This window comes from Pseudonocardia oceani (assembly GCF_019263585.2).
GTDB classification, from domain to species: Bacteria; Actinomycetota; Actinomycetes; order Mycobacteriales; family Pseudonocardiaceae; genus Pseudonocardia; species Pseudonocardia oceani.
Genome location: NZ_JADQDF010000001.1, coordinates 5,187,772 through 5,213,415, shown reverse-complemented (window position 1 = coordinate 5,213,415; position 25,644 = coordinate 5,187,772). Strand labels below are relative to the sequence as shown.

The 25,644-nt window shown below is 76.5% G+C and carries 22 protein-coding genes; 3 read left to right on the top strand and 19 right to left on the bottom strand.

Annotated features, from left to right (window positions below):
* Window positions 1-48: 48 nt before the first annotated feature.
* From I4I82_RS25945 to mraZ, 17 genes are all read right to left on the bottom strand, one after another.
* Window positions 49-333: a YggT family protein gene (locus tag I4I82_RS25945; RefSeq protein ID WP_218593224.1), complete on the bottom strand. Its 285-nt coding sequence runs from the start codon at window positions 331-333 to the stop codon at window positions 49-51.
* A 3-nt stretch (window positions 334-336) separates the two neighbouring features.
* A complete protein-coding gene (locus tag I4I82_RS25940; protein WP_218593225.1) occupies window positions 337-1,008 on the bottom strand; it encodes a cell division protein SepF in 672 nt (223 codons plus the stop codon).
* Window positions 1,009-1,068: 60 nt separating this feature from the next.
* Window positions 1,069-1,800, bottom strand: coding sequence for a YggS family pyridoxal phosphate-dependent enzyme (locus I4I82_RS25935; RefSeq protein ID WP_218593226.1), 732 nt, complete (start codon window positions 1,798-1,800; stop codon window positions 1,069-1,071).
* Window positions 1,797-2,513 carry a peptidoglycan editing factor PgeF gene (gene pgeF, locus I4I82_RS25930; protein ID WP_218593227.1) on the bottom strand — a complete coding sequence of 239 codons (717 nt, stop codon included), beginning with the start codon at window positions 2,511-2,513 and terminating at the stop codon, window positions 1,797-1,799. Before pgeF ends, I4I82_RS25935 begins: the two co-directional genes overlap by 4 nt.
* Before the next feature lie 118 nt (window positions 2,514-2,631).
* A complete protein-coding gene (ftsZ, locus tag I4I82_RS25925; RefSeq protein ID WP_218596090.1) occupies window positions 2,632-4,056 on the bottom strand; it encodes a cell division protein FtsZ in 1,425 nt (474 codons plus the stop codon).
* A gap of 136 nt (window positions 4,057-4,192) precedes the next feature.
* Window positions 4,193-4,879 (bottom strand): cell division protein FtsQ/DivIB, encoded by a 687-nt coding sequence (locus I4I82_RS25920; protein ID WP_218615362.1) that lies wholly within the window; start codon window positions 4,877-4,879, stop codon window positions 4,193-4,195.
* A 287-nt stretch (window positions 4,880-5,166) separates the two neighbouring features.
* The gene (gene murC, locus I4I82_RS25915) at window positions 5,167-6,567 is read right to left on the bottom strand and encodes a UDP-N-acetylmuramate--L-alanine ligase (protein WP_218594093.1); all 1,401 of its coding nucleotides are present in this window, start codon (window positions 6,565-6,567) and stop codon (window positions 5,167-5,169) included.
* Entirely contained in the window at window positions 6,564-7,637 is a 1,074-nt protein-coding gene (murG, locus tag I4I82_RS25910; protein ID WP_218594094.1) for an undecaprenyldiphospho-muramoylpentapeptide beta-N-acetylglucosaminyltransferase, read from the bottom strand. Before murG ends, murC begins: the two co-directional genes overlap by 4 nt.
* Window positions 7,634-8,926, bottom strand: coding sequence for a putative lipid II flippase FtsW (gene ftsW, locus I4I82_RS25905; protein WP_218594095.1), 1,293 nt, complete (start codon window positions 8,924-8,926; stop codon window positions 7,634-7,636). Before ftsW ends, murG begins: the two co-directional genes overlap by 4 nt.
* Window positions 8,923-10,341 carry a UDP-N-acetylmuramoyl-L-alanine--D-glutamate ligase gene (gene murD, locus I4I82_RS25900; RefSeq protein ID WP_372451500.1) on the bottom strand — a complete coding sequence of 473 codons (1,419 nt, stop codon included), beginning with the start codon at window positions 10,339-10,341 and terminating at the stop codon, window positions 8,923-8,925. The genes ftsW and murD overlap by 4 nt, the downstream gene beginning before the upstream one ends.
* Window positions 10,314-11,384 carry a phospho-N-acetylmuramoyl-pentapeptide-transferase gene (gene mraY, locus I4I82_RS25895; RefSeq protein ID WP_218596088.1) on the bottom strand — a complete coding sequence of 357 codons (1,071 nt, stop codon included), beginning with the start codon at window positions 11,382-11,384 and terminating at the stop codon, window positions 10,314-10,316. The genes murD and mraY overlap by 28 nt, the downstream gene beginning before the upstream one ends.
* The gene (locus tag I4I82_RS25890; RefSeq protein WP_218594360.1) at window positions 11,381-12,796 is read right to left on the bottom strand and encodes a UDP-N-acetylmuramoyl-tripeptide--D-alanyl-D-alanine ligase; all 1,416 of its coding nucleotides are present in this window, start codon (window positions 12,794-12,796) and stop codon (window positions 11,381-11,383) included. The genes mraY and I4I82_RS25890 overlap by 4 nt, the downstream gene beginning before the upstream one ends.
* A complete protein-coding gene (locus I4I82_RS25885; protein ID WP_218594361.1) occupies window positions 12,796-14,322 on the bottom strand; it encodes a UDP-N-acetylmuramoyl-L-alanyl-D-glutamate--2,6-diaminopimelate ligase in 1,527 nt (508 codons plus the stop codon). The genes I4I82_RS25890 and I4I82_RS25885 overlap by 1 nt, the downstream gene beginning before the upstream one ends.
* Before the next feature lie 416 nt (window positions 14,323-14,738).
* The gene (locus I4I82_RS25880) at window positions 14,739-16,577 is read right to left on the bottom strand and encodes a peptidoglycan D,D-transpeptidase FtsI family protein (protein WP_218594811.1); all 1,839 of its coding nucleotides are present in this window, start codon (window positions 16,575-16,577) and stop codon (window positions 14,739-14,741) included.
* Entirely contained in the window at window positions 16,577-17,449 is an 873-nt protein-coding gene (gene ftsL / locus I4I82_RS25875) for a cell division protein FtsL (protein WP_218596087.1), read from the bottom strand. Before ftsL ends, I4I82_RS25880 begins: the two co-directional genes overlap by 1 nt.
* Window positions 17,450-17,468: 19 nt before the next feature.
* Window positions 17,469-18,452 (bottom strand): 16S rRNA (cytosine(1402)-N(4))-methyltransferase RsmH, encoded by a 984-nt coding sequence (gene rsmH, locus I4I82_RS25870; protein WP_218594762.1) that lies wholly within the window; start codon window positions 18,450-18,452, stop codon window positions 17,469-17,471.
* A gap of 232 nt (window positions 18,453-18,684) precedes the next feature.
* Entirely contained in the window at window positions 18,685-19,116 is a 432-nt protein-coding gene (gene mraZ / locus I4I82_RS25865; RefSeq protein ID WP_218594761.1) for a division/cell wall cluster transcriptional repressor MraZ, read from the bottom strand.
* 478 nt (window positions 19,117-19,594) lie between these two features.
* On the opposite strand from mraZ, the gene I4I82_RS25860 reads away from it, so the two are divergent.
* Genes I4I82_RS25860 through I4I82_RS25850 form a run of 3 tightly spaced genes read left to right on the top strand, consistent with a single transcriptional unit; the run spans window position 19,595 to window position 24,020 of the window.
* Window positions 19,595-20,542, top strand: a complete 948-nt coding sequence (locus I4I82_RS25860) for an AAA family ATPase (protein WP_226378648.1) — start codon at window positions 19,595-19,597, stop codon at window positions 20,540-20,542.
* 11 nt (window positions 20,543-20,553) lie between these two features.
* A complete protein-coding gene (locus I4I82_RS25855; RefSeq protein WP_218596085.1) occupies window positions 20,554-21,765 on the top strand; it encodes a DUF58 domain-containing protein in 1,212 nt (403 codons plus the stop codon).
* Window positions 21,762-24,020, top strand: coding sequence for a transglutaminase TgpA family protein (locus I4I82_RS25850; protein WP_218596084.1), 2,259 nt, complete (start codon window positions 21,762-21,764; stop codon window positions 24,018-24,020). Before I4I82_RS25855 ends, I4I82_RS25850 begins: the two co-directional genes overlap by 4 nt.
* A gap of 85 nt (window positions 24,021-24,105) precedes the next feature.
* Here I4I82_RS25850 and I4I82_RS25845 read toward each other — a convergent pair whose 3' ends face one another.
* Together I4I82_RS25845 and I4I82_RS25840 are read right to left on the bottom strand one after the other, a co-directional pair.
* Window positions 24,106-24,504, bottom strand: a complete 399-nt coding sequence (locus I4I82_RS25845; protein ID WP_218594513.1) for an SCO2097 family morphological protein — start codon at window positions 24,502-24,504, stop codon at window positions 24,106-24,108.
* 325 nt (window positions 24,505-24,829) lie between these two features.
* A complete protein-coding gene (locus I4I82_RS25840) occupies window positions 24,830-25,573 on the bottom strand; it encodes a class I SAM-dependent methyltransferase (protein WP_218596530.1) in 744 nt (247 codons plus the stop codon).
* Window positions 25,574-25,644 lie beyond the last annotated feature (71 nt).

The following is a 25,644-nucleotide window of genomic DNA, read 5'->3' as shown; positions in this document are numbered from 1 at the left end:
CTCATGCAGTCCTCGGCGGCGAAACCGGGTGACTGGGGCTCACTCCGGCTACGGCTGGGCAACGCTCATCAGTATGAACACGGCCAGCAGGAGAACCATAATCGACAGGTCCAGTCCCACGCCGCCGATCCGGACGACGGGAATCACTCTCCGCAACAACTTCACGGGGGGATCGGTCGCCGTGAAGATCAGCTCCAGCGCCACGGCACTGGGCCCGGCGGGCACCCACTGGCGCGCGAAACTGCGCACGAGCTCGGCCACGATGCGGCCGATGAGCAGCAGCCAGAAGAAGAACAGCACGTAGTAGAGGACGAACTGGATCGCGAGGGGCACGGCTCAATCCTGGCGGAAGATGCCGCGTTCTGCGAGCTTCCGGGCGTCGTCGGCGGAGACCTCGACGTCAGCGGGGGTGAGCAGGAACACCCGGTTCGTGACCTTGTCGATCGAGCCGCGCAGGGCGAACGCCAGACCGGCCGCGAAGTCGACGAGCCGCTTGGCGTCGGCGGCGTCCAGCTCGGTCAGGTTGATGATCACCGGCTGGCCGTCGCGGTAGTGCTCGCCGATCGTCCGCGCCTCCTTGTAGCTGCGCGGCTGCAGCGTGGTGATGCGTGACAGCACGGCCGCCCCGCGGTCCCGCTGCTCGGGCACGACCTGCGGGGACGGCGGCACGGACAGTCGCACGGGCTCCCGCGGGACCGAGTCGGGGTCGACGGCCAGGGCACCGCGCACGGCCCCCGCTCCGAGCCCTGAGACGCCCCGCACGGGCTCGCGCTCGGGGGCCGCCGCGCGCACGGGGCGGCGGTCCCACTCGCGCTCGGCGCGGACCGGTTCCGGGCGCGCCGGCGGCTCGTCCTCCTCGTAGGAGAAGCGGTCGTCCCAGCGCTCGTCGCCGTACTCACGACCCCGCCGGGGGGCGGCGTAGCGCTCCGTCGGCTCGTCGGCGTAGTCGGCCAGTTCCTCCGCGGGAACCATCCCGAAGTAGGCCTTGAGCCGGTACATCGCGCTCATCGGCGCTCCCCTCGTTGCCACTGCCCCCGACACACCGACCGTTGGTCGCAACGGCGGCGATCACGGCGAGGTTATCCGCCGTTCCCCCACAAGGGCCGTTCCGACACGCACCACGTCCGAACCGTGACCGATGGCGACCTCGAGGTCTCCGCTCATGCCGGCCGACAGGGTCCTGGCCTGCGGAAACGCGGATCTCAGCCGATCCGCGGCGGCCGCGGTCCCAGAAAAAGCACGCTCCGTGTCCATCCCGAGCGGAGCGACGGCCATCAGACCGTCCAACCGCAGCCCGGCGCACCCGGCGACGTGTTCGGCGAGCGGCAGGAGCCCGTCGAGGGCCACTCCCCCGCGGTCCGGGTCGCCGTCGACGCTGAACTGGAGCAGTACCGGCAGAGCGGCAGAACGGTCACCGGCGTCCTGCGCGCGCCGGACGGCCCCGTCGAGCGCGTCGGCCAGGCGCACCGAGTCCAGCGACTCCACGCGGTCGGCCCAGCGGACCGCCGCACGCGCCTTGTTCCGCTGCAACCCACCGACGAGGTGCCAGCGCGCACCCGGGTGCGTGGCGGCGACCTCCTCGACCTTCGCCCCCGCCTCCTGCACCCGGTTCTCGCCGAAGGCGGTGAGCCCGAGGTCCATCAGGACCGTCACGTCCGACGCCGGCACGGTCTTCGTGACGGCGAGCAGGGTCACCTCGTCGGGCGCCCGGCCGGCCGCGGCGCACGCGGCGTCGATCCGCGCGCGGACGGCGGCGAGGCGGGCGGCGAGGTCGGCGCGCCGGTCGTCGGGCGCGCTCACCGGGAGCCGTCCAGCCACGTGATGGCCGCCTGGCGCCCGGTGGGGGCGTCGCGGCGGTGGCTGAAGAGGTCGCGGGTCTCCATCGTGCAGCGCGGGTCGCCGCCGATGCGGGCGACGCCGAGCGCGGTGAGCTGGTGGTAGAGCCCGGCGCGCAGGTCCAGGCCGGGGGTGCCCCTGCGGGTGCGGACGGCGCTGCCCGGCAGCGCGGCGTCGACCTCGGCGGCCATCTGCCCGGGCACCTCGTAGCAGCCGCCGCAGACGGCGGGCCCGAGCAGCACCTCGACGTCGCCGGTGCGGGCGCCCAGCGCCACCATCGCCTCGACGACGGCGGGCAGCACCCCCGCGGCGGCGCCGACGCGCCCGGCGTGGGCGGCGCCGACGACCCCGGCGCGGGGGTCGGCGAGCAGCACCGGGACGCAGTCGGCGGCCAGCACGGCGATCCCGACGCCCGGCAGCGCGGTGACGACGGCGTCGGTGCCGGGGACGTCGGGCGCGCCGGTGGCCGGCACGGCGTCGACGGTCTCGACCCGCGTGCCGTGCACCTGCTCCAGGTAGACGACCGGCACCCCGAGCTCGCGGGAGACCCGCGCCCGGTTGGCCGCGACGGCGGCCGGGTCGTCGGCGACGCCGGTGGAGAGGTTGAAGCGGGCGAACCGTCCGGTCGACCGGCCGCCGGCGCGGGTCGTGACGACCCGCCGCACGCGGGGGCTCACGCGGATCCTCCGGGCCGCAATCCTCCGGCCCGCACACAGGTCGCGGGGCTCGCACACAGGTCCGAACCTGTGTGCGAGCCCGCGGGGGTGTGTGCCAGGGGTGCCGTTCCGGGCACCGTCAGCGCTTCATGAAGGGCGGCACGTCCACGTCGTCGTCGAGGTCGTCGTGGGGCGGCGGCCCGAACGACGACACCGGCCGCTGCTCCGCGACGGGCGGGGCCGGCGGCGGGGTGTGCTGCGGGGCGGGCGGCGGCGTGTAGACCGGCGGCTCGGGCGCGGGCTCGGTGACCGGGCGGGCCGACTCCGGGCGCCGCGGTTCCGGGAACCCGGACGGCGCCGGGGCGGGCGGCAGGGTGCCGGACTGGTGCGCATTCGCGAACCCGTTGCCGTTCGGGGAGCCGTTGCCGTTCGGGGAGCCGTGCGGCGCGGAGTTGCTCGGCGGCGCGACCGGCGACGGCGGGGTGCTGCCGTTGCCGGACTGCGCGGAGGACCCGGACGCGGGCGGCGCCGTGGTCCCGCTGACCCCCGACGCGATGACGTTCGTGCTGCGGCTGCCCGTGCCGTACGCGGCCGGGTCGAGCTTCTTGTGCGTCGGGCCGCCCGCCTCGAACCCGGCGGCGATGACCGTGACGCGGACCTCGTCGCCCAGCGAGTCGTCGATCACCGTGCCGAAGATGATGTTGGCCTCGGGGTGCGCGGCCTCCTGCACCAGCGAGGCGGCCTCGTTGATCTCGAACAGGCCGAGGTCGGAGCCGCCCGCGATGGAGAGCAGGACGCCCTGGGCCCCGTCCATCGAGGCCTCCAGCAGCGGTGAGTTGATCGCCTTGCCGGCCGCGGCGACGGCGCGGCCCTCCCCGCGGGAGGACCCGATGCCCATCAGCGCACTGCCGGCGCCGGACATGACCGACTTGACGTCGGCGAAGTCGAGGTTGATCAGGCCGGGGGTCGTGATCAGGTTCGTGATGCCCTGGACACCGGAGAGGAGCACCTCGTCGGCGGAGCGGAACGCGTCCATCAGCGAGACGCCCACGTCGCCGAGCTGCAGCAGGCGGTCGTTGGGGATCACGATGAGCGTGTCGCACTCGTTGCGCATCGACTGGATCCCCTCCTCCGCCTGGCCCGCGCGGCGGCGGCCCTCGAAGGTGAAGGGCCGGGTGACGACGCCGATCGTCAGCGCGCCGAGCTTGCGCGCGATCGAGGCGACGACGGGCGCGCCACCGGTGCCGGTGCCGCCGCCCTCCCCCGCGGTCACGAAGACCATGTCGGCCCCCTTGAGGACCTCCTCGATCTCCTCGCGGTGGTCCTCGGCCGCCTTGCGGCCCACCTCGGGGTTGGCGCCCGCGCCGAGTCCGCGGGTCAGCTCCCGGCCGATGTCGAGCTTGACGTCGGCGTCGGACATGAGCAGGGCCTGCGCGTCGGTGTTCACCGCGATGAACTCGACGCCCTTGAGGCCGACCTCGATCATGCGGTTGACGGCGTTGACCCCGCCGCCACCGATGCCGACGACCTTGATCACGGCCAGGTAGTTGTGCGGGGGCGTCATGCGCGGTCCCTTCCTACAAGTGGGGCCGGGGGAGGTTCCTGATCCGACGGGTCGAACGCTAGGTCGCGTACCCCCGCCCGGTCCAGCAGGCGCGCCGCACGGCAGCAACCCCCCGACCGGGTCTATCTCCCCGTGGTCAGGAGCGCACGGTGGGTAGCGCCGGGCTGGCCACGTCGTACACGCGGCCCGGCTGAGTGAGCAGCGGGACCAGGACGCCGGCCTTGCGGGCCGACTCCTCGGCCGGTCCCCACCGCACCCGGCGGTCGTCGGTGAGGCCGAGGGTGACCTGCGGCACGCCCCCGCCGACGGAGACGTCGACGGTGAGGACCTGCGCGCGGACGTCCTCGGGCAGCGCGGCGAGGACGTCGAGCGCGGCGCGGGTGGAGGGATCGTCCGGGCCGACGGCGCCGAACGTCAGCTGCGGCAGCCCGGGCGGCACCGGTGCGGGGTAGACGACCCCGGCGGCGTCGACGGGGCGGGGGCCCTGCGGCGTCTGCGCCACGGCGACGGCGGTGCGCTCGGTGATCGCGATGCTGACGGTGTGCGGCCAGCTCCGGCCGACCTCGACCGACCCGATCCCGGGCAGCTGCGCGACGCGCTCGGCGATCCCCGCCGTGTCGACGCCCGCGAGCGGCTGCCCCGGCAGCACCGCGGCGGCGGCGAGCACCTCGTCCTGCGGCACGTCGAGCGCGCCGGTGACCTCGATCGACTCGACGTCGAGCAGGCCCAGGTCGTAGACGAGCAGGCGGACGCCGACGGCCAGCCCCGCGAGCAGCAGGAGCACGGCGACGAGCAGCGCGACGCGGCGGCGCCTGCGGTGCACCGGCGACGGCTCGGGGCGCGGCGGGCGCGGGCCGTCGGCCGGAGGGCGGGCCCGGGTGGCCGCGGCCCGTGGGCGGGTGCCGTCGGCGGGGGGACGACCCGGGCGTCCGGTGCTCCGGGCCCGCTGCTCCCGCCTCCCCGGCTCGGCGTCCGCCCCGGAACCGGACGACGGGGCCCGCGTCCGGCCGGTCGGTCTCTCTCCCCCGCCCGCCGCGCCGCGCCGCGCCACGGCCTCGCCGACGGTCTCCCGCCGCCGCGCCGGGCCCTCGGACGGGGTGCGGCCCGGGCTCACGGACGGCGCTCGAGCTCGAGCAGGACCTCCGGCCCGAGGACGGTGACGTCGCCCGCGCCCATCGTGATCACCAGGTCGCCGGGGCGGGCGATCCCCGCGACGACGCCCGGCACGTCCGACCAGCCCGGCACGAAGTGCACGTGCCCGGCCGGCAGCGGTACGGCGTCGGCGACGAGCGCCCCGGTGACGCCGGGCTCGGGGTCCTCGCGGGCGCCGAACACGTCGAGCACGACGACCTCGTCGGCCAGGGCCAGCGCGCGGCCGAACTCGGCGGCGAACTCGCGGGTGCGGGAGTACAGGTGCGGCTGGAAGGCGACGACGACCCGCCCGGTGCCGGCCACGACGTCCCGGGCCGCCCGCAGCTGAGCCGCGACCTTGCTCGGGTGGTGGGCGTAGTCGTCGTACACGGCGACGCCGTCGGCGCGGCCCTTGAACTCGAAGCGGCGGCGCACGCCGTCGAAGGCGGCGAGGCCCTCGAGCAGGACGTCCGCCGGTGCCCCCAGCTCGACGCCCGCGAGCAGCGCGCCCAGCGCGTTGAGCGCCATGTGCTCGCCGGGCACGCCCAGGCGCAGCCGGTGCTCGGTGCCGGCCAGGCGCAGCACGATCCGGGCGCCCGCGCCGTCGGGCCGGAACTCGACCAGCTCGGCGTCGACGGCGCCGTGGCCGTAGCGGCGGACCCGGATCCCGCGCGACTCCGCGAGCCGGGCCAGGTCGGCCGCTCCGGGGTCGTCGGCGCAGGCCACGAGAGTGCCGCCGGGGGTGATGCGAGCCAGGAACTCGCCGAACGCGTCGACGTAGGCCTGCGGGGTGCCGTAGTGGTCGAGGTGGTCGGCCTCGACGTTGGTGACGACCGCGACGGTCGGGCCGAACGCCAGGAACGAGGCGTCGCTCTCGTCGGCCTCGGCCACGAACACGTCGCCGGTGCCCTCGTGCGCACCCGACCCCGACGACGCCAGGTCGCCGCCGATCGCGAACGACGGGTCGAGCCCGGCGTGCTGCAGCGCGACCGTGAGCATCGAGGTGGTGGAGGTCTTGCCGGCCGTGCCGGTGACGCACGCGAGCAGGCGCCCGGTGGTCAGCGCGGCGAGGGCCTGGGCGCGGTGCGCGACCTCCAGGCCGCGCTCGCGGGCCGCGGCGAGCTCGGGGTTGGTCTCCCAGATGGCCGAGGACACCACGACGGTGGCCGGGGCCTGCGGGAGGTGCGCCGGGTCGTGCCCGACCTCGACGCGCGCGCCCAGCGCCCGCAGGGCCAGCACGATGCGCGAGTCCTTGGCGTCGGACCCGGAGACCACGGCGCCGCGTGCCAGCAGGATACGGGCGATGCCGCTCATCCCGGCGCCGCCGATGCCGATGAGGTGGACCCGCTCGCGCAGGACCACGGGCTCGGTGGGAGTCATGCTCGCGCCACCTCCAGGACGACCCGGGCGAGCCGCTCGTCGGCGTCGGCGTGGCCCGAGGCGCGCGCCGCCGCCCCCATCGCGGCCAGCCGGGCGGGGTCGGTGAGCAGCGGGAGCAGCTCGGTCAGGACGCGGTCGCCGGTGAGCTCGTCGTCGGCGACGAGGACGCCTCCCCCGGCCGCGACGACCGGGCCCGCGTTGAGCGCCTGCTCCCCGTTGCCGTGCGGGAGCGGTACGTAGACCGCCGGGAGGCCGACGGCCGACACCTCGGCCACCGTCATCGCCCCGGCGCGCCCGAGGACGGCGTCGGCGGCGGCGTAGGCGAGGTGCATGTCGTCGATGTAGGGCAGCGGGACGTACCCCGGGGCCGCCGGGGCCGCGGTGCCGCCGCGGCCGTGGGCGTGCAGGACCGACACCCGGGCGTCGAGCAGGCCGGGCAGGGCCGCGGCGACGGCGGTGTTGAGCGTCCGCGCGCCCTGCGAGCCGCCGAAGACGAGCAGCACGGGGCCGTCGGCGGGCAGCCCGTACTTCCGCCGGGCCTCGGCCCGCAGGCCCGCGCGGTCGAGCTGGGTGACGGCGCGGCGCAGCGGGATCCCGAGCACCTGCGCACCGGGCAGCCCCGACCCCGGGACGGCCGCGACGACCCGCGCCGCGAACCGGGCGCCGACCTTGTTGGCCAGCCCGGCGCGGGCGTTGGCCTCGTGCACGACGATCGGCACGCGGCCGCGGGCGCCGAGGTAGGCGGGCAGGGCGACGTAGCCGCCGAAGCCGACCACGACGTCGGCGTCGACCTCGGCCAGCACCTGCCGCACCCGCTTCACCGCAGCCCGGACGCGGCCGGGCAGCCGGAACAGGTCGGCACTCGGCCTGCGCGGCAGCGGTACCGGCGGGATCAGCTCCAGCGGGTAGCCGCGGGCCGGGACGAGCGTGGTGTCCAGGCCGCGCTCCGTGCCCAGCGCGGTGACCCGGGCGTCGGGGGCGAGCCGGCGCACGGCGTCGGCCAGGGCCAGTGCGGGCTCGATGTGCCCGGCGCTCCCCCCACCCGCCACGACGACCGACAGCGGACTCATCGGACCCTGGCCGACGCGCGGGTGACCGGTGCCCGGTAGGGCTCCGGCGGGGACAGCAGCAGCATCCGGGCGACGCGGCCCTGGCCCGGGCGGCGGAGGACGGCGACCGCCTCCGGCTCGTGGCGGGCGGCGTTGGCGAGGACGCCGAACACGAACATGGTGACCACGAGCGAGGTGCCTCCGGACGAGATCAGCGGGAGCTGCAGCCCGGTCACCGGCAGCAGCCCCACGACGTAACCGATGTTGATGGCGGCCTGCGCGACCAGCCAGGTCGTCGACGTGGCGACGACGATGCGCAGCCACGGGTCGGTGGTGCGCGAGGCGATCCGGAACCCGGTGTAGGCCAGTGTGGCGAACAGCGCGAGCACCGAGAACGCCCCGACGAAGCCCAGCTCCTCGCCGATGATCGCGAAGATGAAGTCGTTGTGGGCGTTGGGCAGGTAGCTCCACTTGGCGCGGCCCTGGCCCAGCCCGACACCGAACAGCCCGCCGTCGGCCAGCGAGTACAGCGCCTGGCGGGCCTGGAAGCCCGCGGCCTGGGTGTCGCTGCTGTCGAGGAACGAGGTGATCCGGGCGAGCCGGTAGGGCGCGGCGATGCCGAGCACGAGCGCACCGCCCGCGGCCCCGGCGAGCAGCACCCCCATCAGGCGCAGCGGGGCACCGGCGAAGAACAGCAGGGCGACGAGCACGACGCCGAGCGTGATCGTCATGCCCAGGTCGGGCTGCAGGACGAGCAGCAGGCACAGCAGCAGCGCCACCGGCACGACCGGCGAGAGCGCGTACTTCCAGCGGTGCATGACGGCGCGCCGGGCGACGAGCACGTGTGCGCCCCACAGCGTCAGCGCGACCTTGACGGCCTCGGACGGCTGGATCGTGAACGAGCTGCCGATCGCGATCCACGCCTTCGAGCCGCTGCGCTCGGTGCCGAACACCAGCACCGCGACGAGCGCGACGACGCCGATCACGAGCGACGCGGGCGCCAGCGCGCGCAGCCGGCGCGGGGAGATCCGCAGGCCCAGCCAGAACAGCGCGACGCCGGGGACGCAGAACAGCAGCTGGCGGTAGAACACGTCGTAGGACGAGCCGTCGCTGACGAGCGACTCCACCGACGACGCCGACAGCACCATGACCAGCCCGAACAGCGTGAGCAGGCCGAAGACGCCGAGCACGAGGTGCAGCGAGGTGAGCGGGCGGGCGAGCCACTGGCCCAGCGCGGTGCCGGCGCGGCCGACGGCCTGGCGCACCGCTCCCGGCCGCGCGGCCGGCGTGCGGGGGGTGCGCGTGCTCACGCGCGGACCCCGCCGGACCGGGCCGGGTCGGCCAGCGCCGCGACGGCGTCGGCGAACGCCTGACCGCGGGCGGCGTAGTCGCGGAACTGGTCCATCGACGCGGCCGCGGGCGCCAGCAGGACGACGTCCCCGGGCTCGGCGAGAGCGGCGGCGCGGCGCACGGCGGACGGCATGGGCCCATCGTCGCCCGCGACGACCTCGCTCACGGGGACCTCGGGCGCGTGTCGCGCGAGCGCCGCGACGATCTCCGAGCGGTCGGCCCCGATCACCACGGCGCCGCGCAGGCGGCTCGCGTGGCGGGCGACGAGGTCGTCGACCGACGCCCCCTTCAGCAGCCCACCGGCGATCCAGACGACCCGCCCGGCGGTGACGGCGGCCAGCGAGGCCGCGGCGGCGTGCGGGTTGGTGGCCTTGGAGTCGTCGACGTAGGTGACGCCGTCGACGACCCCGACGCGCTCGGCGCGGTGGCGCCCGGGGCGGAACCCGGCGAGCCCGGCCCGCACCGCCTCGGGGCCGACGCCGTGGGCGCGGGCCAGCGCGGCGGCGGCCAGGGCGTCGGTGACACCGGGCGGGCCGCCGGGCTCGACGTCCGAGGCCGGGAGCAGGGCCACGCCGTCGCCGAAGGACCGGTCCACCAGCGTCCCGTCGACGACGCCGAGCTGTCCGGGCGCCGGCTCGGACAGCGTCACGCCGACCCGCACCGGCGCGGGCGCGGCGGCCAGCAGGCCGGCGGCGCGGGCGTCGTCGACCCCGGCGACCGCGACGGCGCCGAGCAGCGCCCGCGCCTTCGCGGCGGCGTAGGCGTCCATCGAGCCGTGCCAGTCGAGGTGGTCCTCGGCGACGTTGAGCACGCAGCCGGCCGCCGGGACGATCGAGGGCGACCAGTGCAACTGGAAGCTCGACAGCTCCACGGCGAGCACCCGGTGCCCCGCGCGGACGGCGTCGACGGCCGGGTAGCCGATGTTCCCGCAGGCCACGGCGTCGAGCCCGGCCGCGCGCAGCACCGCCTCCAGCATCCCGGTGGTCGTCGTCTTGCCGTTGGTGCCGGTGACCACCAGCCAGGCGGGCGGCTCGGGGCGGGCCGCGCCGAGCCACCAGGCCAGCTCGGTCTCCCCCACGACGGGCACGCCCAGGCCCGTGACCGGGTGGTCGGGACGCCGCCCGGGACCGGTGACGACGAGCGCGGTGCCCTCGGGCAGCGCGTCCTCCGCCCCCGCGACGGCGCCGTCGGGCAGGTCGGTGAGCCGCTCGGGCACGGCGTCGGTGACGGTGACGCGCGCGCCCAGCTCCAGCAGCGCGCGGGCGGCGGCCAGCCCGGAGATCCCGGCCCCCGCGACGACGACGGGCGCGCCGCGCAGGTCTCCCAGGTCCACCCGCCCGGCCCGCATCAGGCCCCCGCGCTCGCCGTCAGCCACTCGCTGTAGAACAGCCCCAGCCCCAGCGCCGCGCACATCGCCGCGAGCAGCCAGAACCGGATGATGACCGTGGTCTCGGCCCAGCCCGCGAGCTCGAAGTGGTGGTGGAACGGGGCCATCCGGAACAGCCGCCGCCGCGTCGTGCGGAACACGACGATCTGCAGGGCCACCGACAGCGCCTCGACCACGAACACGCCGCCGATGACGACGAGCAGCAGCTCCGTGCGCGTCACCATCGACAGCCCGGCGATCAGCCCGCCCAGCGCCAGCGAACCCGTGTCGCCCATGAAGATGCGGGCGGGGGCGGCGTTCCACCAGAGGAACCCGATGCAGGCGCCCATCGCGGCGGCGGCGACGAGGCCGACGTCGAGGGGGTCGCGCACCTGGTAGCAGCCGGCGGCCGCGTCGATCGCGCACGCGTTGCGGAACTGCCAGAACGCGATGATCACGTAGGTGGCGAGCACCATCGCCGAGGTGCCGGCGGCGAGGCCGTCGAGGCCGTCGGTGAGGTTCACCGCGTTCGACCACGCCGCGATCACGAGGTAGCCGAACAGCACGAAGCCGATCGCGCCGAAGCTGAGCACGGTGATGTCGCGCACGAACGACAGGCTCGTCGACGCCGGCGTCAGGCCGTCGCTGTTGGCGAAGCGGACGGCCAGCACCCCGAACACGACGGCCGTGACGAACTGGCCGACGAGCTTGGAGGTCTTGTTCAGCCCGAGGTTGCGCTTGCGGCGCAGCTTGAGGAAGTCGTCGAGGAAGCCGACGGCGCCCAGCGCGGTGGTCAGGAACAGCACGAGCAGCGCCGAGAGCGTGATCGGCTCGCTGGTGAACAGGTGCGAGAGCAGGTAGCCCAGCCAGATCGCGATGAGGATCGCGACGCCGCCCATCGTCGGCGTGCCGCGCTTGGCCTGGTGACTCGAGGGCCCCTCGGCCCGGATCTCCTGCCCGAACCCCTGCCGCGCGAAGAAGCGGATCAGGTAGGGCGTGAGCAGGATGGACACCGCGAGCGCCACACCCGCGGCGATGAAGACGCCTCTCACCGTGCTCCCTCCAGCCGCGACGGGTCGACCAGCGCGGCCGCGAGGCGTTCCAGGCCCGCCGCCCGGGACGCCTTGACGAGCACGGCGTCGCCCGGGCGGAGCTCGGCGTGCAGCAGGGCCAGAGCGGTGTCGACGTCGGGCACCTCGCGGGCGGCCCCGTACTCCGGCGCGCCCACGGCCACGATCTCGTCGACGCCCAGCTCGCGCGCCACGGCCGCGACCTGCGCGTGCGCCTCGTCGGACCCCTCGCCGAGCTCGCCGATCCGCCCGAGCACCGCCCACGTCCGGCGGCCCGCGCCGATCGAGGCCAGCGCCGAGAGCGCGGCGCGCATCGACTCCGGGTTGGCGTTGTAGGCGTCGTTGACGACGGTGACGCCGTCGGGGCGCTCGGTGAGCTCCATCCGCCAGCGCGACGCCGGCTCGGCCAGGGTCAGCGCGTGCGCGACGCCCTCGGGGGTGCCGCCCAGCTCCAGCGCGACGGCCGCGGCCGACAGCGCGTTGGCGACGTGGTGCTCGCCGACCAGGCGCAGCGCGACCGGCGCCGAGCCGCCCGGGGCGACGAGGGTGAACCGCGCCCGCCCGGCGTCGACGTGGACGTCCTCGGCCCGCACGTGCGCGTTGGGGTGGCGCCCGGTGAGCACGACGCGCGCGGCGGTGCGGATGCCCATCGCGGCGACGGCGGGGTCGTCGGCGTTGAGCACGGCCACCCCGTCGGCGGGCAGGGCCTCGACCAGCTCGCCCTTGGCCTGCGCGATCGCCGCGGGCGAGCCGAACTCGCCCAGGTGCGCGCTGCCCACGTTGAGCACGACGCCGATCCGCGGCGGCACGGCCGCGGCCAGCGCGGCGATGTGCCCGGCGCCGCGGGCGGAGAACTCCAGCACCAGGTGCCGGGTGCCCGCGCCCGCACGCAGGGCGGTCCAGGGCAGGCCGAGCTCGTTGTTGAACGACCCGGGCGGCGCGACGGTCTCCCCCAGCGGCGCCAGCACGGCGGCGAGGAGGTCCTTGGTCGAGGTCTTGCCCGAGCTGCCGGTGACGCCGACGACCGTGCAGCCCGGCAGCGCCGCCACGGAGGCACCGGCGAGGCGGGCCAGCGCGGCGAGGACGGCGGCGCCGTGGCCGTCGGGGTCGGTGGCGGCCAGGTAGCCGTCGGTCGCGCGGTCGGGCACCGGCGGGGCGATCACCGCGGGGGCGTCGACCTCGCGCCCGGCGAGCACGCCCACCGCGCCCGCGGCCAGCGCCGCGCCCGCGTAGTCGTGCCCGTCGACGCGCTCGCCCGGCAGGGCCACGAACAGCCCGCCCGCGGCCAGCGTGCGGGTGTCGAACTCCACCGCGGTGACGACCTCGTCGCCTCCTGCCCGGTGCAGGCGCCCGCCGGTGACGGCCGCGACCTCGGTCAGCGTGATCGGCAGCATCAGCGCACCCCGGCCGCGGACAGCGCGGAGGCGAGCTCGGCGGCGTCGTCGAAGGGGTGCTTGACGCCGTGGATCTCCTGGCCGACCTCGTGCCCCTTGCCCGCGACGACCACGGCGTCACCGGGCCGCGCGGCGGCCACCGCGGCGGCGATGGCGGCGCGCCGGTCGCCGATCTCGACGACCTCCCCGCGGCCGGACTCGGCGAGCGCCCCGGCCAGCATCGCGGCGCGGATCTCGGCCGGGTCCTCGGTGCGCGGGTTGTCGTCGGTGACGACGAGCAGTGCGGAGCGGGCCGCGGCGGCCGACCCCATCAGCGGGCGCTTGCCGCGGTCGCGGTCGCCCCCGCAGCCCAGGACCGTGATGAGCCGGCCCTGCACCTCGTCGCGCAGGGCGTCGAGCAGGGCGGCGACGGCGGCGGGCTTGTGGGCGTAGTCGACGACGGCGAGGAACGGCTGCCCGGCGTCGACCCGCTGCATCCGGCCCGGCACCGCCACCTCGGCCAGCCCGGCCGCCGCGACCTCGACCGGCACCCCGGCCGCGTCCAGGCAGGCCAGCGCGACCAGCGCGTTCGCCACGTTGAACGCCCCGGGCAGCAGCAGCCGCGCGGGCACGGGCCGGCCGTGCGGGGTGAGGACGGTGAAGGTCTGCGAGCCGTCCTGGCCGGTCACGGCGTCGACCGCGCGCCAGTCGGCGGGTGCCCCGGCGCTGCTGACCGTGACCACGCCCGGCGTGCGGGCCGCGAGCCGGCGCCCCCAGCCGTCGTCGACGCACACGACCGCGTGCTGCGCCCAGTTGTCGAACAGCGTGGCCTTGGCCTCGAAGTACTCCTCCATGTCGCGGTGGAAGTCGAGGTGGTCCTGCGAGAGGTTGGTGAAGGCGCCGACGGTGAACCGCGTGCCGCCGACCCGCCCGAGCGCGAGGGCGTGGCTCGACACCTCCATCGCCACGTCGGTGACGCCGGCCTGCACCATCTGCGCGAACAGCGCCTGCAGGTCGGGCGCCTCGGGCGTGGTGAACCCGCTGGGCAGGCGCTGCGCGCCGATCCGGGTGCCGATCGTGCCGATCAGGCCCGTCGGGCGGCCGGCGGCGGCCAGCCCGGTCTCGACGAGGTGCGTCACCGTGGTCTTGCCGCTGGTGCCGGTGACGCCCAGGACCGACAGCACCGCCGTCGGGTCGCCGTAGACCAGCGAGGACGCGGAGCCCAGGACGTCGCGGGGGCGGGGGTGGACGAGCACCGGCACGCCGGCCAGCGCGGGCCGCGCCGCACCCTCGGGGTCGGTGAGGACGGCGACGGCACCGGCGGTCAGCGCCGCCCCGGCGAAGTCGGCGCCGTGGGCGCGGGAGCCGGGCAGGGCGGCGAACAGGTCGCCCGGGCGGACGTCGGAGGCCCGCAGCGTCGCGCCGGTGACGGCGACGCCGGGGGCGGGCGGCGCCACCCCGATCCGCGCCGCGACCGCGCGCAGGTCCACCGGCGGCAGAGCCCGTGGTCGGGTCGGCGCCTCGGGGGACGCGCTCGGGTACGACACGTCGGGGAGGCTACCGGCGGGCGTGATCGCGCCCGCCCGCGCACCGGGGCGCGTCGGCGCGGGCCGGGGCCGCCCACCGCAGCAGCCCCACCGGTGGTCGCGGGCGTGCCGGCCGTCCCGGCCACCGGGTCCGCCGGCCGACCGGTGATCGACCACGACCCCCGCCCGGTCGACCGGCGAGGGCCGGTCGGGCGGGGTCGGGGACGGGGACGGGGCGTGCCGCACGTCCGGCCCGGTCACCGCCCCCGCCCCGCCGACCGCCGATGGCCGTTTCGTCCCACTGGGGGTTGCCGCACACCTCCCCGCCACCCGAACAGTCCCCGCCTCCCGCGCGGGCGAGGGTGTGGGGGCTGCGCACCGTTCGGCGAAGTGCGCACGTGGCGGCGCGGGAGCCGGAAACGCGCGCGGGAACAGGGTCAGGGGGCCACGAGGGTCTGGACGGGAGCCGGGTCCGCGCTCACCGGCAGTCCCTCGCGCTGGGCGAGGTAGCTGGCGATGTCGTGGAACAGCGGGGCGGCGCTGGAGCCGCCGGCCGGGGCGTCGAGCATGATCGCGATGACGTACCGGGGGTCCTGCGCCGGGATCATGCCGGCGAAGGTGATCCAGTACGACGAGCGCGAGTAGCAGGCGCAGTCCGGGTCGACCTGCTGCGCGGTGCCGGTCTTGCCCGCCACCTGGTAGCCCGGCACGGCGGCCTGCGGGCCGGTGCCGCGCTGCCCGCGGGCGTCCTGCGTGACGGCCGTGAGCATGGTCCGCACCTGCGCCGCGGTCTCCGGGGAGACCACCCGCACCTCCTCCGCCGCGGGCGTCGGGGTGCGCAGGCCGTCGGGCCCGACGGTGCCGGAGACGATCCGCGGCGGGATCCGCACGCCGTCGTTGGCGATCGCCTGGTACATGCCGGCCATCTGCAGCACCGTCATCGACAGGCCCTGACCGATGGGCAGGTTGCCGAACGTCGAGCCCGACCACGCCTCGCGCGCCGGCACCGACCCGGCGCTCTCGCCGGGCAGCCCGACCTCGGTGCGCGAGCCGATGCCGAACGCCGCCAGCATCGCGGCGAAGCGGTCCTCGCCGACCCGCTGCGCGGTCATGATCGTGCCGACGTTCGACGACTTCGCGAGCACCCCGGTGAGCGTGTAGTTCTCGACGCCGTGCACCCAGGCGTCGCTGATCGTGCGGTCGGCCACCTGGATGCTGCCCGGGACGGCGAGCACCTCGTCGGGGGTGGCGAGGCCGTACTCCAGCGCTGCGGCCATCGTCACGACCTTGTTGACCGACCCGGGCTCGAACGGACTGGTCACGGCCGGGTTGCCGCCCCCGCTGCCGGTGGAGCGGTCGGCGTCGCCGCCGTTGGCCAGCGCGAGCACCTGACCGCTGGCGACGTCGAGGACGACGGCGGAGGACGACTCCCCCGCGCCGGTGCGCTCCACCTCGTCGGCCAGCGCGCGCTGCACGGTGAACTGCAGGTCGGAGTCGATCGTGAGCTGCAGGTCCGACCCCGGGACGACCGGGCGCTCGAACTGCGTGCTGCCCGGGATCTCCGCGGCGCTCTCCTCCGCCTGTCCGACGACCCGCAGCCCGGGCGAGCCGGCCAGCAGGTTGTCCTGCGAGTTCTCCAGCCCCTCACGACCGGTGATCCGCTCCTCGCCCGCGTCCCAGCGGGAGAACCCGACGATGCTCGACGCCAGCGAACCGCCCGGGTACTCGCGCTTCTCGCGGTACTCCTCGGCGATCAGCGGGAACCGCTCGCGCAGGTCGCGGGCCACGTCGGGGTCGACGTACTCGGCGAGTACGACGTAGCCGCGGTCGGTGCCGAGCTTGTCGACGAGCTCCTGGCGGTCCTGCCCCGTCGACGCGGCGACGGCCGTGGCCATCTCCTGGATCGTCGCGGCGGTGGCGTCGCCCAGGGTGCGGGCGATGATGCGCGGGTTCGCGACCAGGGCCCGGGCCTCGACGCTGAACGCCAGCGGCGTGCCGGCGCGGTCGAGGATCGAACCGCGCGCGGCCGGCACCTCGAGCTCGACGGTGCGCTGCCGCTCGGCCGCCGCCTTGAGCTCGGAGGCCTGCACCGTCTGCACGGTGACGAGCTTGAGCGTGGCGAGGCCGAGCGCGACGACCAGCACGATGCGGCCGATCTTGAACCGGGCGTTGTGGTCGCGGGTGCGGGGCGACGGACGGCGCGGCGGTGCCTTGCGGCCGACGGGCGACGTGCGGGCCGCTCCGCCCGGCCGGGTCCGGGGCGGGGCGGTGGGCATCAGCCCGTGGCCGCGGCGGGGTCGACGGGAGTGGCGGCGGGGTCGGCCGCCGGCTCGGCGGCGGCCGCGGGACCGGCGGCCGGCGGCACCGCGGGCTCGGCCGCGGCCGGAGCGACCCCGGCGGCGAGTTCGGGGTCGACGACGGCACCCGCGTTCGGGTCGGCCGCGTTCGGGTCGGCCGCGTTCGGGTCGGCGGCGGCCGGGTCAGCGGTCGCGTTCGGGTCGACGGCGGCGTTCGGGTCGACGGCGGCGTTCGGGTCGACGGCGGCGGCGGGATCGACCGGCGCGTTCGGGTCCACCGGCGCGTTCGGGTCCACCGGCGCGTTCGGGTCCACCGGAGCCGGCGCGACGACGGCCGGGGCCGGCGGCGCGGGCGGGGCGGGCGCGCGGGCGGCCGAGGGCTCGCCGACGACCGTGACGCTCCCGTCCTCCCCCACCACGAGCCGGGCCGGGTCCTGCACCGGCACCATGCCCATCTCCGTGGCGCGGCGGGCGACCTCGGGGGCCGACGCCGCCACCGCGACCTCGCGCCGCAGGCGCTCCACCTGCTCCGAGAGCGATCCGGCCTCGTCGCGCGCGGCCTGCAGCCGGTAGGAGTCGGCGGCCGCGGCCGTGGAGAGCCAGAGCGTCATGACCAGACCGACGCCCAGCAGCACCATCACGAACAGCACGAACTGCGCCCGGCGCGTCGACGGCCCGCTGCGCGCGGGACGGCCACCGCCGACGAGTCGGCGCAGCCGCTCGTCGCGCTTCGCGTAGGCCCGCTGCGCCGCGGGGGCACCCCGCTGCGCGGGGATGAAGGCGGGTTGGGGTGCGCGCGCCGGCCTCGGCGCGGTGCGCACCCGCGATCGCTCCGTCACCGGTGCACTCATGCTGTCCCCACCCTCGTGCTCATGCTGCTGTTCCCCCGATCCGTTCCACCGCCCGCAGGCGCACCGACGCGGCCCGCGGGTTGTCGGCGATCTCGTCCTCGCCCGCCTGTTCCGAACCGCGCACGAGCAGCCGCAGCTCGGGCCCGTGCCCGGGCAGTTCGACGGGGAGGTCCACCGGCGTGCGCGATCCCGATCGCGCCGCCAGCTCCCGCTTGACCATCCGGTCCTCCAGCGAGTGGTAGGACAGGACGACGAGGCGCCCGCCGACGGCGAGCGAGTCGAGCGCGGCGGGCAGCGCGCCGCGCAGGGCCTCCAGCTCGGCGTTCACCTCGATCCGCAGCGCCTGGAACGTGCGTTTCGCCGGGTGTCCCCCGGTGCGCCGCGACGCGGCGGGCACCGCCGAGTACAGCAGCTCGACCAGCTCGGCGCTGCGCGTGAGCGGGGCGGTGGCCCGCCGCCTGCCCACGGCCTGGGCGATGCGCAGCGCGAACCGCTCCTCGCCGTACTCGCGCAGCACGCGGGCGAGCTGCGGCACCGGGTAGGTGTTGAGGACGTCGGCGGCGGTCGGACCGGTGCTGGGGTCCATCCGCATGTCGAGGTCGGCGTCACGGGAGTAGGAGAACCCGCGCTCGTCCGCGTCGAGCTGCAGGGAGGAGACGCCGAGGTCGAACAGCACGCCGTCGACGGGGCCCAGCCCGAGGTCGGCGAGCACGTCGGCGATCCGGTCGTAGACCGCGTGCACGAGGTGCGTGCGGTCGGCGAACGCGACCAGCCGGCGCCCGGCCATCGCCAGGGCGTCGGGGTCGCGGTCGAGCCCGACGAGGACGAGGCGCGGGTGCGCCGCCAGCAACGCCGCCGCATGGCCGCCGAGGCCCAGCGTGGCGTCGACCAGCACCGGAGGTGGGCCGGGCCGGCTCAGCGCAGGGGCGAGCAGCTCGGCGACGCGGTCCAGGAGCACCGGGACGTGCCTGGCCCCAGCCGGCCCGTCCTCGTGATCCTGCACCGTTCACCTCCCACGCCTGCCGCCGCCGATCGGTCGTGCCCCGCCGCCGGTGTCCGCGAACCCCACCCGTGCTCCCCAGCCTGGGTAGGGTCGGCGGTGTCCCCACCCGGACGCCGCGCCCACCTCCACGTCGCCGCCGGACCTGGCACCGGGGAAGGTGCGCCAGGGCCGGATGCGTCGGGGAAGGAACGCGGCGCCCGGGTGGGGACACCGAACGTGTTCCCGACCGGGCTCAGATGAGCCCGGGAAGGACCTCCTCCTGCGCTTTCGCGTACTCGTCCTCGTGCTGTTCCTGGTACTGCTGCCAGGCCTGCGCGTCCCAGATCTCGGCACGCGTGAACGCGCCGATCACCACGCAGTCCTTGCTGAGCCCCGCGTAGCGCCGCAGCTCCGCGTTGATGGCGATGCGGCCCTGCGAGTCGGGGTTCTGGTCGTCGGTGCCGGAGAAGAGGTTGCGTTGGAACGCCCGGGCCGACTCGCTGGTGAGCGGCGCCGAGGAGACCTTGGTGGCCATCTCGGCGAAGGCTTCCCTGGTGAACACGTAGAGGCAGTGGTCCTGCCCTTTCGTGATCATCAGACCGCCTCGCAGCTCGTCCCGGAACTTCGCGGGCAGCGTGAGCCGCCCCTTGTCGTCCAGCTTCGGGGTGTAGGTGCCGAGGAACATCGGCGCCACCTCCACCGCGGCCGGGCCAGGGCCACCCAGCGCGCCCCAGCGATCTCCACACTACCCCACTTCCCTCCACCGTCAACTCCGGATGACCGTGTCGTCGCGCTGCTCGGACGCCAAATCCGCTGGTCAGAGGCGGTAGGACGAGGTGGGGCCTCGTGGGGGACCACACGGCCGCGCGACGGCGCCCGTAGCCCACAGAGCGTTGTTCGATCACGATGCGTCACCAAATCGCCGGTTCCGCACCGGGAGAACAGGCCGGTAGGGCGCAGCGGAGCGGTCCGGGGACCGGGTGGGTCCACCGGTGGGGCGGAGTGGGGAGGCTCGACGTCACCCGTCCGGGTCCGAGTTCGCGGGCGGTTTGACAGACTGGGGCCAGGACCCACCCCCGCCGGGGCGGAGCCGACGGCGAGGAGGAGGTCGGGGGACGACGACGAGCCGCCGGTCCGGGAGGGACGCGGGCCCCGCGCTCGGCCTGGCCGAGGTGGCCGAACTGAGTGCGCGGGTGGCGGCCAACATCCAACGGGTCATCGTGGGCAAGCCCGACGTCGTGCGCGTCGCGCTCGTGACGCTGCTCGCCGAGGGGCACCTGCTCGTCGAGGACGTGCCGGGCGTCGGCAAGACCTCGCTCGCCAAGGCGCTGGCCCGCTCGATCGACTGCTCGGTGAGCCGCGTGCAGTTCACCCCCGACCTGCTGCCCGGCGACATCACCGGCATGTCGATCTACAACCGGCAGACCACCGAGTTCGAGTTCCGGCCCGGCCCCGTGTTCGCCAACATCGTCATCGCCGACGAGATCAACCGCGCGTCGCCCAAGACGCAGTCGGCGCTGCTGGAGTGCATGGCCGAGAACCAGGTCACCGTCGACGGTGCCACCTATGCCCTGGCCAGCCCGTTCATGGTGCTCGCCACGCAGAACCCGATCGAGATGGACGGCACCTACCCGCTGCCCGAGGCCCAGCGCGACCGCTTCACCGCGCGCGTCTCCGTCGGCTACCCCGACCCGTCGGCCGAGCTCGCGATGGTCGACGAGCACGCCACGGTCGACCCCCTCGACTCCCTGGGCCCGGTCACCGACGCCCGCCGTCTGCACGCCGTGATCGAGGCCGTGCGGCACGTGCGCCTCGGGCCGGAGGTGCGGCAGTACTGCGTCGACCTGGTCGGGATCACCCGGCGCCTGCCCGAGGTCCGCCTCGGCGCCTCCCCGCGCGCCACCCTGCAGCTGGTGCGCGCGGCCAAGGCCCAGGCCGCGCTGGCCGGGCGCGGGTTCGTCGTGCCCGACGACGTGCAGGCCGTCGCGGTGCCGGTGCTGGCGCACCGCCTGCTGCTCACCCCGGACGCCCAGGCGTCGCGGCGCTCGGCCGTCGACCTCGTCCGCGGGCTGCTCGGCCGCCACCCGGTGCCGTCGCGGTCCGGCGGCTGACGGATCCGCCGATGCGCTCCTCCGGGCTGACGACCCGCGGTCGCTGCCTGCTCGCCGCCGGCGCCGCCACCGCCGTCTCGGCGTTCGTGCTCGACGAGCGCGACCTGCTCCGCGTCGGCGCGTTCGTCGCGCTGCTCCCCCTGCTCGCGCTGCTCGTCTCGGCGCGCACGCGCCGCTCGGTGCGCGGCACCCGCGACGCCTCGCCGGAACGGGTGCCCGCGGGCGGTGAGGTCGAGGTGTCGATCGCGCTGCGCGGCGGGCCGCTGGTCGGGGCCCTGCGCCTGGTCGACGCCGTGCCGGACGCCGCAGGCCCGCAGCCCGAGGCGCCGCCCCGCTTCACCGTGCACCACCTCTCCCCCCGCGCCGGCGCACAGCTGTCCTACCCGCTGGTCCCGGCGCAGCGCGGGGTGCACCGCATCGGCCCGCTCACCGGCAGCGCCACCGACCCGCTCGGCCTCGCGGAGTTCGAGCGCGAGCTCGCGCCGGCCTCGCGGCTGGTGTCCCTCCCCCGGGTCGTCGGGCTGCGCGGGATGCCGCTGGCGCTGGGCTCGGGCGAGGGCACCCCGGGCGCGGCGCTCGCCCACCAGGGCCAGGGCCGCTCCGACGTCCTCGTCCGCCAGTACCGCCAGGGCGACGAGCTGCGCCGCGTCCACTGGCGCAGCACCGCCCGCCACGACGAGCTGATGGTGCGGCTCGAGGAGCGTCCCTGGCGCACCGGCACCACCGTGCTGCTCGATCGCCGCGACGCCGCCCACCGCGGGCACGGCCCCGACTCCAGCCTGGAGGTCGCGATCAGCCTCGCCGCGAGCATCTGCACCCACCTCGGCGGCCGGGGCGAGGTCATCACGATGGTCACCGAGGACGGTGCCGCGCTGGGCGCCGCGTCCGGCGACGTCGACCCCCTGCTCGACGCCCTCGCCGCACTGCGGCCCGCCGCGCGCACCGAGCTCGCCGGGCCCGAGCTGTCCGGCGACGTCCTCGCCGTGCTGGGCGGGATGGAGTCGGGGCAGCTGGAGGCACTGGTGGCGCGGCAGCCCGCGGGCGGGCACGCCCTGCTGCTCGACGTCGCGAGCTGGGACCCCGCGGGCCGCGGCCCCGACGCCGCCGCCACCGCCGCCGCCCTGCGCGCCGCCGGCTGGCGGGTGGCCGTCGCCCGCGCCGGTGTAGGGCCGGACCGCGCGTGGGACGACCTGGTCGCGCAGAGCATCGGGAGCACCACATGACCCTCACCGCCCCCCGCCCGCTGCGCTCCGCGCCGCCTCCCCCGCCCGCGCCGCCCGTCCCCGGGCCGGTCGTGCGGCCGCTCGCCCCCCTGCTGTGCGCGGTGGCGGTGCTGCTCGCCGCCGCCCCGGTCTCGTCGGTCGTGCAGGGCTGGTCCTGGCTCGGGTACGCGGGTTGCGCCGTCGCGCTCGTCGCAGCCGTCGGCGTCGTCGGGGCGCTGGTGCCGCGGGTGCCCGCCGTCGCCGTCGCCCTGGTGCAGGTGGCGGCCGTGCTCGGCCTGCTCACCGCCCTGTTCAGCGACGACGGCGTGGCGCGCGTGCTGCCCGGGCCCACAGCACTCGGCGACATGGGCGCGCTGCTCGCGGGCGCCGGCGCGCAGATCGACGTCGGCACCGCGCCCGTCGCCGCCACCCCGGAGATCCTGTTCCTGGTCACGGCCGCGCTCGGGCTGCTCGCGGTGGCGGTGCACCTGGCCGTCGTCGGGGCGGGGGCGCCGGCCGCGGCCGGGGTGCCGCTGCTGGCCGCGTTCGCCGTACCGGCGGCCCTGGCCGACGACCTGCTGCCGTGGTGGACCCTCGCCGTCGCCGCGGCCGGGTTCGGCGTCCTGCTGCTCGCGCCCGACGGCGACCGGCGCCAGATCCCCGGCGGCGCGGTGCTCGTCGCGGGGGCGGCGGTCGTCGCCCTCCTGCTCGGCACGGCCACCGCGTTCGTCGGTACGGCCGGCCGGTTCGACGGCGGCGAGGACGGCACCGGCCGCGGTGCGATCGGCCTGAGCCCGTTCACGGCGCTGCGCGGCCAGCTCGACCAGAGCGAGCCCACTCCCCTGTTCGAGGTCCGCGGCCTGGCGCGGCCGCAGTACCTGCGCGCCCTGACGCTGAGCGACTACCAGTCCGGGATCGGCTGGCAGGCCACGCGGCCCGGGCCGGGCGTGGCGCCGGAGGGGCCGTTCACGCAGCCCGGCGTGCCCGGCGACGTCGTCGACGTGTCGATCGGCAACGTCGGCTTCCGCGACTACTGGCTCCCCGTCTACGGCGCCCCGCTGGGCATCGGCGGCCTCGCACCCGACCTGTTCGTCTACGACGAGCCCAGCGGCATCGCCTACACCGCCCGCCCCCAGCAGCAGGAGACGTGGACCGAGAGGGCGTTCCTGCCCGCGCCCACGACCGACCTGCTGCGCGCGGCGCAGGGCGAGCGACCGGCCGCCATCTACGCCACCATCCTCGGCGTCGACCCGCGGGTCACCGAGATCGCGCAGCAGGTCACCGCCGGTGCGGCCACCGACTTCGACCGCGCGATGGCGCTGCAGGAGTACTTCACCGGGCCCGGCACCGAGTTCACCTACGACCTGGCCACGGCCCCGCCCGCGGGCGACGACGCGCTCGTCGAGTTCCTCACCGTCGGCCGCGTGGGCTACTGCGAGCAGTTCGCCTCGGCGATGGCGGTCATGCTGCGCAGCGTCGGCGTGCCGGCGCGGGTGGCCGTCGGCTTCACCGCGGGCTCGCCGATCAGCGACTACCGGGCCGTGAGCACCGCCGACGCGCATGCCTGGGTCGAGGCGTGGTTCCCCGGCATCGGCTGGACCACGTTCGACCCGACGCCCCTCACCGACGGCCGCACGATCACCCCTCCCTACGTCGAGGCCGCGCGCGCCGAGGCCGCGGGTGGGGGCGCCGGAGCCGGGGCCGCCCCGGCCGCACCGGCCGAGGCGGCGCCGACCACCGCGCCCACCGCGGCCCCGGGCGAGCAGCCGCTCGACGCGGCCGCACCCGCGCCCGTCGTCGGCGACCCCGGCCTCCCGCTGTGGCCGCTGTTCGTCGTGCTGGGCCTCGTGCTCGTCGCGCTGGTGCCCGCCGCGCTGCGGGCGCTGCGCGGGCGGTCGCGGCTCGCGGCCGCGGCCGCAGGCGGCACCGGGGCCGCGGGGGCGGCCTGGGACGAGATCGTGGCGACCTCGGTCGACCGGCGGGTCCCCGTGCCGCCCACCGACACCATCCGCGCGGCGGCCCGCCGGCTGGTGCGCGAGCACCGGCTCGACGCCGCCGCCCAGGACGCGGTGCGGACGGTCGTCGGGGCCGTCGAGGCGAGCTGGTTCGGCGACCGGCACCCCGAGCCGGGCGAGCTCGCCGGCCCGGTCCGGGTCGTGCGCGACGGGATCGCCGCGGGCAGCCCGGTGTCGCTGCGCGGGCGCCTGCTGCCGCCGTCGGTGCTGGTCCGGCCGGCGCGGTCGGCGCCCGAGGCGCCGGTGCCCACATCGGTCTGAGCCTCGCCCCCTCTCCCCGGAGGCATCGCAGCGCCCGGACCGGTGATCGGTCCGGGCGCTGCGACGGATGTGCGGGAGGGAGCGGCTACTCCTGCTCGAACCGGCGGCGGAAGCGCTCCTCCATCCGGCCGGTGAAGCCGTTCTTCTCCTTCTCGGCCTCGGCGGGGGTGCCGGAGCCCGCGGGCGCCTTCCCCGACGAGGTGACCGCGAGCACCGATCCGCCGAGCATCACGACGAACCCGAGCACGCTGAGCACGATGAGGGCGATCATGCCGCCGCCGCCGCCGGACAGGGACTGGATCACGACGCCGACGACGAGCATGACGAGGCCGAGCAGGAACAGGGCGACGCCCTGCATGCGCCGGCGACGGGTCGGTTTGCGCAACCGACCGCCGCGCACGGTCGAAGCGAACTTGGGGTCCTCGGCGTAGAGAGCGCGCTCGATCTGCTCGAGCAGCCGCTGCTCGTGCTCGGAGAGGGGCATTACATCGCCTCCGGCACTGCTTGTGCTGTTGTCGGTCATCTTCCATGGTGCCGGAACGACGCGACGAACGCCCGGGCTGGGCCTCCTGGAACAGAGGATACGAGGCCGCGGGCCGGTCGACCACCCGCACTCGTCGAGCGGGTGGTTCCGGTTCACCGGCGGCACGTCCGGGTGACCCCGTCCGGTGGGCGGCGACCACGGTGCGCGACCGTTCGACCACCTGCCGCAGCCCACGGCGCCCCCGCCGACCTGGGCGGAGCGACCGCCGGCACCACCGGCCGTCGACCTGTTGACGGTCCGCCGCCCCCGCTCGGGGTGCGCGGGATCACCCGGGCGGCAGCGGCCGCCGTGCCAGGACGTGCAGCCGGGCCGCCAGCTCCAGCAGGGCCGGGCGCGCCGCGGCCAGCACCTCGAGCTCGGCGACGGCTCGCGTGGCCGCCGGGCCGCTGTCGCGCACGGAGCCGGGGACCCAGCCCTCGAGGACGCCGTCGCCCTGGACCAGCTCGGGCAGCAGCCCCGCGTCGTCGAGCAGCGCGCGGAGCTCGGTGGCGTCGAGGCGCCGGCGCAGCGGGTCGTCGGGCCCGGAACGGCCGTGCGGGTCGGTGAGCAGGGCCCGCGCCTCGGCGAGGCGTCCGGCGAGCGTGCGGCCCAGCACCGCGGCGTGCCGCCCGGCCACGAGGACCGAGACCGCGCCGCCGGGGGCCGTGGCGTCGGTGAGGGCCCGCAGGGCGTGCGGCGCGTCGTCGACGACCTCGAGCAGGCCGTGGCCGAGCACCAGGTCGGCGCCACCGGCCGGCGCGACGTCGGCGAGGGCGTCGACGTCGCACTGGACGGGCGTGACGCGACCGTGGACGCCGGCGTCGCGGGCGCGGCGGTGCAGCGCGGCGAGCGCGTTGGGGCTGTTGTCGACGACGGTGACGACGCAGCCCAGCCGGGCCAGCGCCACCGCCCACGCCCCGCTTCCCCCGCCGACGTCGAGGACGCGCGGTTCGTCACCGCGCGACCGGGCCCGCCCGGCCGCCCGTGCGACCTCGGCCTCCAGCGTTCGGTGCACGGGGCCGGGCGGCACCGTGCCCGTCGGGTCGGGTCCCGCGTTGCTCCCGGCAGGTGCGTTCACGACGACAGCCTCACGGCAGCAGC

Coding starts and splice junctions, on each gene's coding strand:
- ftsZ (WP_218596090.1), bottom strand. CDS start 4,056: ATGACGCCCCCGCACAACTACCTGGCCGTGATCAAGGTCGTCGGCATC.
- mraZ (WP_218594761.1), bottom strand. CDS start 19,116: ATGTTCCTCGGCACCTACACCCCGAAGCTGGACGACAAGGGGCGGCTC.
- I4I82_RS25845 (WP_218594513.1), bottom strand. CDS start 24,504: ATGCCCCTCTCCGAGCACGAGCAGCGGCTGCTCGAGCAGATCGAGCGC.
- I4I82_RS25850 (WP_218596084.1), top strand. CDS start 21,762: ATGACCCTCACCGCCCCCCGCCCGCTGCGCTCCGCGCCGCCTCCCCCG.
- I4I82_RS25855 (WP_218596085.1), top strand. CDS start 20,554: ATGCGCTCCTCCGGGCTGACGACCCGCGGTCGCTGCCTGCTCGCCGCC.
- murC (WP_218594093.1), bottom strand. CDS start 6,567: ATGACTCCCACCGAGCCCGTGGTCCTGCGCGAGCGGGTCCACCTCATC.
- ftsL (WP_218596087.1), bottom strand. CDS start 17,449: ATGAGTGCACCGGTGACGGAGCGATCGCGGGTGCGCACCGCGCCGAGG.
- I4I82_RS25940 (WP_218593225.1), bottom strand. CDS start 1,008: ATGAGCGCGATGTACCGGCTCAAGGCCTACTTCGGGATGGTTCCCGCG.
- I4I82_RS25890 (WP_218594360.1), bottom strand. CDS start 12,796: ATGCTGCCGATCACGCTGACCGAGGTCGCGGCCGTCACCGGCGGGCGC.
- I4I82_RS25880 (WP_218594811.1), bottom strand. CDS start 16,577: ATGCCCACCGCCCCGCCCCGGACCCGGCCGGGCGGAGCGGCCCGCACG.
- murG (WP_218594094.1), bottom strand. CDS start 7,637: ATGAGTCCGCTGTCGGTCGTCGTGGCGGGTGGGGGGAGCGCCGGGCAC.